This is a genomic window from uncultured Polaribacter sp., assembly GCF_947495205.1.
Lineage (GTDB): Bacteria > Bacteroidota > Bacteroidia > Flavobacteriales > Flavobacteriaceae > Polaribacter.
Genome location: NZ_CANLXV010000012.1, coordinates 59,298 through 71,552, shown reverse-complemented (window position 1 = coordinate 71,552; position 12,255 = coordinate 59,298). Strand labels below are relative to the sequence as shown.

Sequence of the window (12,255 nt, the reverse complement as noted above, 5' to 3'; positions counted from 1 at the left end):
TGTTTAAAATTTAAATATAAAATTATTGATATTTAAAGCTTTCTTTTGCGCTAATGTTGCAAATAATTGCTTTAAAGCGCTTTATAATTGTAAACGAATCAGACCATTAAAATAAAAAAGTATATATAATTGTTATCATCTAAAATTACTTACCATATGAAACACAGACACCATCAAAAAGAACCTATTTGGAAAAAAGTCTTCATTAACAAATTTCACTTTCTATTACTGCACAATAGTTTTAATGTGAATTCTCTTTCTTGCTTTAGTGTTTCTAATATAATTAAACAATTTAATAACATATTTAATTATAATAGAGTTCTATATATGTTAACACCTGTTTTATTTTTTTTGTTTTTGCAAAAAACAGAAGCACAAACAATATCTGCTACAGATGGAACCCCAAATTGTGGTGATTGTGCACCAACTGGCTGGATAGACTTAAATGGTACACCTGATATTAGTAATTCTATGACAGCTGCATTAACTGGACAAGCTGGTGCTGGAGGAGGAGCTACTTGGGTTTCTCAATTACCTTTACCTCCCAATAATCATAATAATTGGTTATCTTTAAGAGATTTAGGTACGGGAGGTATAGAAGAACGGTTAACAACTAATTTAAGTGGTTTAACAATTGGGCAAGAATACGAAGTAATTGTTTACAGTTTAACAACCCTTTCTAATGCAGATGGGGATAATGCAAATGGGACTAATGCAGGAGTGTATGCTGGAGTATTAATTGATGAATTTTTTGCTGATATAGCAGGAGTAACCTTTCCACTAGTGCCTACAGAAGATGTTTGGAATACAGGTCGAATAAGATTTACAGCCACTGCAATAAACCAAGGCCTTATTTTAAGACCAGGTAATAATGGTGGTTTTACAGCAACACCAGCTACAGTTCCTTTACTAGAAACAGTTCAGGTTTCCATTACTCTAAATGCAGTTAACCCCGTACCCGTTGCTGTAAATGATTCAGCCACCACTACGGTAAACACAGACGTAATCTTGCCTAATATAGATGGTAACGACACAGATAATGGTGCTGTGGTTGAAGGTACTATAGATTTAGACCCATCAACACCAGGACAACAAACCAGTTTTAGTTCTACTAATGGATCTTGGACAGTAAATGGTTCAGGCGATGTTACTTTTAGCCCTAATTCGGGGTTTGTTGGTATAGAAAGTATTCCTTATACGATACAAGATAATTATACGTTAGACGGTAACCCTCTACCTGCAACATCAGAAACTGCTAATTTATCTGTAAACATTCCAGCTATTAATAACGATAACGATGGAGATGGCATATTTGATGATGTAGATATAGATGATGATAATGATGGTATCCTTGACATAGATGAACAAAACTGTCCTTCTTCAACTTTTATAAATTTAGGACAAACTTTTACGCAAGCTAGTACTGGTACTGCAACAGATAGTGCTGCCTCTGGTTCAGTTTCAAATTTATATTCTTTTAATGGTATAAATGCAACCTTTGCATATCAAGTTACTAATTCTGCTACTTGGAGTAGTGGTGTTGCTAGTGTTGGTTCAACTATGGGTATAGATGGCAATTATATTAATGTACAACCTAAGAATACTAGCTTTCCAGCTGGATCATTTTATCCTGCAGATGCAGCTAGTACCAGTGTTGCAGTTTATACAATAACTTTTTCTCAACCAGTATACAGTGTTGAATTTAAGTGGGGTGGTATAGATATTAATGATAGAGTTCAATTTATTGGAGAGTTAAATGGAACCAATACTCCCTTAAATATCACAAACAATAATTTACCCAATGGATCCTTTACAATAACAGGACAAACGGTAAACAGTACTTCTTCAGATTCTAATAGTCCAAATAATAGCGTTATTGTTTCAAGTTCTGGACCTCTAAACCAAATTATAATTGCAGCGGGTAAATCTATTCCACCAACTGGTCCTGGAAATGTTACTATGCAATTATTTGAATTAAAATATTGCTTTGTATCTGATACCGATGGTGATAGTATCCCAAATCATTTAGATTTAGACTCAGACAACGATGGTATTCCAGATATCGTAGAAGCTGGTGGTACAGATACAGATGGTAATGGTACAGTAGATAATGTAAATGCAGACGGTACATTATCAGATGATACTGATGGAGATGGTTTAGCAGATGTATATGACACCACAGCAGGAGGAAGTGCCATTACTAATCCAGATACAGATGGAGATGGTATTCCTGACGCACAAGACTTAGACTCAGACAATGATGGTATTGTAGATGTAGTTGAAGCTGGTGGTATAGATGCAGATAGAGATGGTAAAGCAGATAACTTTACAGATGCAGACAATGATGGTTTCAACGATGCTGTAGATGGCGATACAAATAACGATGGTACAGCAGACAATACAGCAAACGCTTTAATTGTTACAGGACCAGATAGCAACAATAATGGAGTTCCTGACTCTTTACCAAATGGTGATGCTGACAATGATGGCATCTTAAATCAATTAGATATTGATGCTGATAATGATGGTATTCCAGACAATGTAGAAGCGCAAACTTCAGCAGGATATACAGCTCCTACTGGTGTAGGTACAAATATTACAGATGCTAACAATAATGGTGTTGATGATAATTATGAAGATGGAACCAACATAGGTGTTGCACCTGTAAATACAGATGCTACGAATGACACAATTCCAGATTACTTAGATACAGACGCAGACAATGATGGAATTTTAGACATTGTAGAAAATGGAGATAGTGCTAACAACAATATAACTAATATTAATGCAGATGCAGACGGCGATGGTTTAAATGATATTTTTGATGATAATGCTGGGTTTATTGTAAATGATGGTTTAGGTAACGGAGATACAGTTACAGATGCAACTTCTTTAGAAGACGCTTTTAATGATGCTAATAATGACTTCCCTGGTGCTGGAGATCTGGACTATAGAGATAGTGAAAATGATGATAATGATGGAGATAGTATTCCTGACAATGTAGATTTAGATGATGATAATGATGGTATTCCAGATGTAGATGAAAACTCAGCATGTTCCTCGGCAACTTTAGTATCTCAAAGTGGAGTAATAGATCCTAATAATGTATTAGGAGAACCAGATGGCCAATTTGCACAAATAAATGTTAACGGAAACGAATTTGTTTTAGATTTTGGCCGAGTATATCCAGCAGGAACAGAATATCGTATAACATGGAGAAAAAGAGATGGAGAAAATGGTACAGCAATTATGGTAATAGGTGAGTCAGAAGTTAATTCTAATTTTACAACTCATCCAAATCTACCAGAAACTAACCAGGTACTATCTTTTCAAACAGATGTAATTACAGCTAATATTGCTTTTAGGTATTTAAGAATAACAAAAACAGATCCTCCAAGTATAACAGATTTTCAAGTAGATGCAATTGTTGTATCATGTGATTCAGATAACGATGGTATTCCTAATCAATTTGATTTAGACTCAGATAACGATGGTATTCCAGATATCGTAGAAGCTGGTGGTACAGATACGGATGGTAATGGTACCGTAGATAATGTTAACGCTGACGGTACATTAACAGATGATACTGATAGAAATGGTTTAGCAGATTTATATGACACTACTGAGGGAGGAACTGCCATTACTAATCCAGATACAGATGGAGATGGAATTCCTGACGCACAAGACTTAGATTCAGATAACGATGGTATTGTAGATGTAGTTGAAGCTGGTGGTATAGATGCAGATAGAGATGGGGAAGCAGATAATTTTACAGATGCAGACAATGATGGTTTTAATGATACTGTAGATGGAAATACAAATAACGACGGTACAGCAGACAATACAGCAAACGCTTTAATTGTTACAGGACCAGATAGCAACAACGATGGAGTTCCTGACTCTTTACCAAATGGTGATGCCGACAACGATGGTATCTTAAATCATTTAGATATAGATGCTGATAATGATGGTATTCCTGATAATGTAGAGGCTCAAACAACTAATGATTATACGCCTCCTAGTGGTGTAGCTTCAGGAATTACAGATACTAACAATAATGGAGTTGATGATAATTATGAAGATGGAACTATTATTGGTATCAATCCTGAAAATACAGATGGAACAGACAACCCAGATTATTTAGATACAGACGCAGACAATGATGGAATTTTAGACATTGCAGAAAATGGAGATAGTGCTAATAACAATATAACTGATATTAATGCAGATGCAGACGGCGATGGTTTAAATGATATTTTTGATGATAATGTTGGGTTTATTGTAAATGACGGTTTAGGTAATGGAGATACAGTTACAGATGCAACTTCTTTAGAAGATGCTTTTAATGATGCTGATAATGACTTCCCTGGTGCTGGTGATCTTGATTATAGAGATATTACTGATACTGATGGAGATGGTATTGCTGATAATGTAGATTTAGATGATGATAATGATGGGATTCCAGATGCTGTAGAAACAGTGTGTAATGCCTCAAGCGCAACAAGATTGGTGTTTATTGTCGATGATTCTGGCTCAATAAGTGATGCAGAAAGAGCTAGCCTAACAATATCTTTGCAAAAACTTGCAGATGATTTAGAAGTTAGGGGTAATGTGGAAATTGCAGTAGTTCAATATGGCGGGCCTAATGTATCAGCGAGATTTGGGAGTCATACTTTTGCAATTGTTTCAGGATACACTTCAAATCCAACTATAGCCCTTCCTAATAATTCAAGTTTGAATTTTGATCACTTACCAGAATCTATAGATCAAATGATTGACGATGGAATATTTGATGATGGAGGTCAGTTAGCTAATCCTTCGGGTTTTTTTATATTTACAGATGCGGAGCGTAGTTTTTCCATTGGTATTAATGCTGTTTCTGCTCTAGTTGATGAGGGAGGTGCTGATTCACCAGAAGCATTAAACGACTTTGGAGAGTACCAACGTTTATCTAGTTTGTACAATGCTTCAATATCAGCATTTCAGGCTAATGATATTGATCAAGATTCAGATGGGATACAGCAAGCAGGAGGTATCTATATTAGAGATAATACATTTGATATACCTGATGTTAGTATAGACGCATTAGGAGCTGCTATATTTAATAATTCAGCTTGTGACCTTAACGATAATGATTCTGATAACGATGGAATTCCAAATTCTTTAGATTTAGATTCAGACAACGATGGTATTCCAGATATCGTAGAAGCTGGTGGTACAGATACGGATGGTAATGGTACCGTAGATAATGTTAACGCTGACGGTACATTAACAGATGATACTGATGGAGATGGTTTAGCAGATGTATATGACACCACAGAAGGAGGAAATGCAATTACAAATCCAGATACAGATGGAGATGGTATTCCAGATGCTTTAGACTTAGACTCAGATAACGATGGTATTCCAGATATTATAGAAGCTGGCGCTACAGATGCAGATAGAGATGGTAAAGCAGATAATTTTACAGATGCAGACAATGATGGTTTCAACGATGCTGTAGATGGTGATACAAATAACGACGGTACAGCAGACAATACAGCAAACGCTTTAATTGTTACAGGACCAGATAGCAACAATGATGGAGTTCCTAACTCTTTACCAAATGGTGATGAAGACAACGATGGTATCTTAAATCATTTAGATATTGATGCAGATAATGATGGTATTCCTGATAATGTAGAAGGACAAACTTCAGCAGGATATACAGCTCCTAGTGGTGTAGGTACAGGAATTACAGATGCTAACAATAATGGTGTTGATGATAATTATGAAGATGGAACCAACATAGGTGCTGCACCTGTAAATACAGATGTTGCTAATGACACAATTCCAGACTATTTAGATGATGATTCTGACAACGATGGTATTTTAGATATCAATGAAAATGGAGATACAGACGCTTTCTCAGCAACAGATATAGACGGAGATGGTTTAGTAGATGCTTTTGATGATAATGATGATTCTGGAATCGCTGGAGCTACAGTAAATGATGGATTAAGTCCTACAGCACCTACAGTTACAGATGCAACTACACTAGAAGAAGCGTATAATGATGCTGATGGAGATTTCAATCCAGGTGCTGGAGATCTAGATTTTAGAGATAGCGAAAATAATGATAATGATGGAGATGGTGTTCCTGATGATGTAGATTTAGATGATGATAATGATGGTATTCCAGATACAGAAGAAGGGCAATGTACAGCAACAGTGATACCTGGAGCTAACGGTTTCTCCGCTACAGAGGTAAATAGTGTTGGAAGACCAGAAGATGCCATAGACGGTGCAAATGATAATTCAGCTTCTCTTTTTGAAAACGGATCAATTTTACAAGTTACCTTAAGAAGTGGTTCTGCTCCAGTGCAAGCGGGTACAAATATTGCGATTATTTCAGAAATATTTGATGTTGATTCTAGGAATGTAATGACAATTACAGAATCTACAGATGGTATAAATTTTGTAAATCCACAAGATGTTACATTCTCGGCTCAAAATGTTTTTATTACAACTAATTACACATTAACCACTAATGCAACTGATATTAGAATTACGTATACAGAATTTTCAAGTAATTTAAATATAGATAATGTAAGCTATGCTTCTTCTACTGAAGAATGTAATACAAGTTCAGATACAGATAGAGATGGTATCCCAGATTTCCTAGACCTAGACTCAGACAATGATGGTATTCCAGATCTTGTAGAAGCAGGTGGTACAGATACAGATGGTAATGGTACCGTAGATAATGTAAATGCAGACGGTACATTATCAGATGATACTGATGGAGATGGTTTAGCTGATGTATATGACACAACAGAAGGAGGAACTGCAATTGCAAATCCAGATACAGATGGAGATGGTATTCCAGATGCTTTAGACTTAGATGCGGATAATGACGGTATTCCTGATGTTGTAGAGGCAGGTGGAACCGATGCTAATGGAGATGGTAAAGCAGATAACTTTGTAGATGCAGATAATGATGGATTTAATGATGTTGTTGACGGAGATACAAATAACGACGGTACAGCAGACAATACTGCAAATGCATTAATTGTTACGGGTGCAGACACAGATAATGATGGGCAACCAAATTCATTTCCTAATGGAGATACAGATAATGATGGTATTTTAGATAGTAAAGATTTAGATTCAGATAACGATGGTCTTACAGATTTAGTAGAAGCTGGTGGTATAGATACAAACGGAGATGGTTTAGTAGATACTACAACTGATGTTGATCAAGATGGTCTTGCTGATATTTATGATGAAAATGCTTCAGATGGTCCAGGAGGCAATGGTACTGATGGAATCGCTCTTGTTGAAACAGATGCTTCTGGAAACATATTAGATGGTGATGGAAATTCTATTGATACTGATGGTGATGGATTCCCTAATCATCTAGATTTAGACTCAGATAACGATGGTATTCCTGACTTAGTAGAGGCTGGTGGTATAGATACCAACGGTGATGGTTTAGTAGATGACACAACTGATGCTGATAATGATGGTCTTGCTGATATTTATGATACTGACGATGATGGCGTTCCTGGTGTAGAAGATGCAACGGATGCACTTTTACAAACTGATGGCACAGATACAGATAATGATGGAAAAGCAGATGACGCTGCCATTACTTTTGAGAATGGTGAAGGAATTAATGCAGATACTGACGGAGATGGATTCCCAGATCATTTAGATTTAGATGCCGATAACGATGGTATTCCTGATTTAGTAGAAGCTGGTGGTGTAGATACCAACGGAGATGGTTTAGTAGATAATACAACTGATGCTGATAATGATGGATTGGCAGATATATACGATACTGACGATGATGGTACTCCAGGAGTAGAAGATGCTACTGATGCCTTATTACAAACAGGAGGAACAGATACGGATAATGACGGAAAAGCAGATGACGTTGCCATTACTTTTGAGAATGGTGAAGCAATCAATGCAGATACTGACGGAGATGGATTCCCAGATCATTTAGATTTAGATGCCGATAACGATGGTATTCCTGATTTAGTAGAAGCTGGTGGTATAGATACAAACGGAGATGGTTTAGTAGATGATACAACTGATGCTGACAATGATGGTCTTGCTGATATTTATGATACAGACGATGATGGTACATCTGGTGTAGAAGATCCTACTGATGCCTTATTACAAACAGGAGGAACAGATACGGATAATGACGGGAAAGCAGATGACGTTGCCATTACTTTTGAGAATGGTGAAGGAATCAATGCAGATACTGACGGAGATGCATTCCCAGATCATTTAGATTTAGATGCGGATAACGATGGTATTCCTGACTTAGTAGAAGCAGGTGGTATAGATACCAACGGTGATGGTTTAGTAGACAATACAACTGATGCTGACAATGATGGATTGTCAGATATTTATGACACTGACGACGATGGCATACCCGGTGTAGAAGATGCAAACGATGCCTTACTACAAACAGGCGGAACAGATACAGATGGAGATGGAAAAGCAGATGACGCTGCCATTACTTTTATAAATGGTGAAGCAATCAATGCAGATACCGATGGAGATGGATTACCAGATCATTTAGATTTAGACTCAGATAATGATGGTATTGTTGATTTAGTAGAAGCTGGTGGTTTAGATGCTGATCGTAATGGTTTAGTAGACGATACAACTGATGCAGACAATGATGGATTGGCAGATATTTATGATTCAGACGATGATGGTACTCCTGGTGCAGAAGATGCAACGGATGCACTTTTACAAACAGGAGGAACAGATGCTGATAATGATGGAAAATCAGATGACGCTGCAGTTACTTTTGTAGATGGAAATGGAGTTAGTGCAGATACTGATGGTGATGGATTACCAAACCACTTAGATATTGATGCAGATAACGATGGTATTCCAGATAATGTAGAAGGTCAAACTTCAACAGGATATATTGCACCAAGTGGTGTTGGTAATGGTATTACAGATACTAACAATAACGGTGTAGATGATAATTATGAAAATGGGGCTATTGTAGGTTTAAATCCAGTAAATACAGATAGAACAGACAACCCAGATTACATAGATACAGATGCAGATAATGATGGTATTTTAGATATAAATGAAAACGGAGATGGAGATACTTTCAATGGAACTGATACAGATGGAGATGGTTTAGTAGACGTTTTTGATGATAATGACGATACAGCAATAGAAGGTTCTACGGTAAATGATGGATTAAGTCCTACAGCAACTACCGTAACAGATGCAACTTCTTTAGAAAATGCTTTTAATGATGCTGATAATGACTTCCCTGGTACTGGCGATCTTGACTATAGAGATTCAGCTATTTCAGAAGATATCATGATTACACAAGTATATCAATTTGGCACAGAACGTTGGATTGAGATAACTAATATTAGTACAACTAATACAGTAGCTGCTAATACAATTCATGTTCAACTTTATGAAGGTAAATCAGGAGATCAAACAGGTGTTACACCAGATGCTAGTACTATAATTCCATCTGCAATTGCTCCCGGTCAATCAGTTTTATTTAGAGATGGAAATACAGTTTCAAGAGATATTACTAATACAGTTGCTGCTAATACCACTACGACTGCCACAGTAATAGAAAACAATGCTTTAACCAATATTACAGGAGGAGATGATATCATAACAGTATCTAGTTCAGGTGATGCTACCTCGTGGGCAAATCGTTTTGATGTTGTTTCAGAATTCTCAGACAATACTTCATTAGTAAGAATAGATGAGACTTTAGTACCAAATAGAACATACACTGCAAGTGAATGGGTAACATTTATAGATGATGCTATACCTATTTTTGGTGCTCCATCAACACCTGCAAATGCAGGAAGACACCCACATGCTCCTTTGGTATCAGAGATTATAGGTTCAAATAATGACGCCAATACTTTATTAGGACTGCATAGAATAGACGTTACAACTAGAACAGGTGGTTCATGGAACAATGGTATCCCAGACCGTTCTCGTTTTGTAATAGTAGATGAAGATTTTAATCAAACTTCAGAAACGTTAAGTGCAAGAAAATTAACGGTAAATGATACGCGTAAATTAGGTATTACAAATAACCTATTAGTAGTTACTAATGATGTAGTTATTGACGGTGAAATTAGATTAATAGATGTCTCTGGAGACAGTAGATCTCAATTAATACAAACACATAAATCTGCAAGCTTAGTTACCGCAGATAGTGACGGTTTGTTTTTAGTAGACCAAAATTCTACCGTACCAAGTTTATTCAGATACAATTATATCGGCTCTCCAGTAACTAGCAGCTCAGGCGCTGCAGTTTACACAGTTGCAGATATTTTAAAAGATGGTACAAATCCAACCTCTTTTAACGGTATTGTTGGTGGTGCTGGTAATACTGGTATTGCAAAAAACATTACATACGTTGGCGGTTTCGATGGAGATACAACAGACCCAATATCGTTAGCAGACTATTGGATGTACAGTTTTGCACCTGCCTCAGGCGGTAGAGCAAACTGGATTCAAAAAAGAAGTACAGGAACACTAGCAAACGCAGATGGTTTTATATTTAAAGGTCCTGGTAGACCTCAAAATTATACATTTGCAGGAATTCCTAAAGATGGTACTTTAACAGCTCCAATTGGCGCAAGTGAGTCTTATTTAATAGCGAATCCTTATGCTTCTGCAATAAGTGTAAAAGAATTTATTGAAGACAATTTAGATGCTATTACTGGAGTGTTATATTTCTGGGAACATGTTAGCGAGCAAGATACTTCAGGAGACACTTCTGGGCACAACTTTGCAGGCTATATTGGTGGGTACGCAACAAGAACAATTGCAACTGGAGTAAGCGCTATAAATGCTGCAGGTAGCGGCGGACCTGTAAACCGAATTATACAAGCAGAAAACGCAACCATTTCTAATGGATCTATAAAAAACATAATAGACGGTGCAACAAATATTGATGTTGCTGAATTAATTACATCTAACGCGTCCATAAGCTTTAGAGCTATAACTAGCAGCGTAGAGACCCTGGTTATAAGATATAGAGCAGCAGCTGTAATTAATATAAACATCTTGGAAAATGGTAGCTTATTAGAAGATCCTAATAATCCTGGAAATACTACATTCACACTTCCTGCAACAGGATCAGCATTTAGCTTTTTCACTTTAAACGAATGTGTGGTAGCTGGTAGTGATATAAGAATAGTACTTTTAAACAACGAAAATCTTGAAATTGATTACCTGAACATTGTAGATACGGACGGTCAAGTAGCTTGTGCACCAAACGTTGGTAATTCTGGTGATTTCACTTACACAGCACCAGAATCATATATTGCTATAGGACAAGGTTTCTTTGTTGGTGGAGATACAGATGGTGGTACTATTACTTTTGATAACAGTCAAAGAGAGTATGTTACAGAAGGAGCAGGAAATTCTGTCTTTTTAAAATCTAACGTAAAAACAAATAAAATTGCAAAGTCTTCTCAAGAAAATGTAGATCTTTTACCTGTTATTAAATTAGGTATGGACTTTAAAGACACAAGAGATGATAGATATTACCACAGACAGATTGCTGTATCTTTTAGCTCGTTTACCTCTTTTGCTTATGACAAAGGTTATGATGCAGAAATGTTTGACATTGGTGCTACAGATTTCTATTGGAAATTTCCTAACCTAGATCAAAACTTTGTAATTGCAGGTGTACAACCTATTTCTAATGAATTAGAAGTACCAATGGAAATTAGAATGTCTTATTCAGGTGACGTTGTTTTAATGATTGATGAATTAAAAGATTTTAACGACGATTTATTTATCATTGATAAAGTAACCGGAGAATCTTATAATATTAAAGAAAATTCGGCTAGTATCTCATTAGAACCTGGCACATACACAAATAGATTCTTCCTTGCATTTAAATCTCAAAATGAAGTTTTATCTATTGAAGAAAATCTAATTCGTAGTGCTACCACGACTTACTTAGATAACCAAAACAAAAATGTTGTTATAACTAAGCAACAAGAAATAATTATTAATAACGTTCAATTATATAACCTACTAGGTAAAAAAGTTACCTCTTGGAATATTACAGAACAAAAAGAAAAATATGAATTAAAAATTAATAAAAAACTACCTACTGGAGTTTACATTATTAGAATGAATACTAATAAAGGAGCATCTAATAAAAAAGTAGTAGTTGAATAATAGAAATAAACTAAACGAAAAAAAGCAACCAATTCATGGTTGCTTTTTTTTTAC

At 36.1% G+C, this 12,255-nt stretch carries 1 protein-coding gene; it reads left to right on the top strand.

All coding sequences use genetic code 11. From position 1 onward, the window contains the following. Positions 1-156: 156 nt before the first annotated feature. Positions 157-12,201, top strand: a complete 12,045-nt coding sequence (locus Q0762_RS11875; protein ID WP_298767117.1) for a T9SS type A sorting domain-containing protein — start codon at positions 157-159, stop codon at positions 12,199-12,201. Positions 12,202-12,255 lie beyond the last annotated feature (54 nt).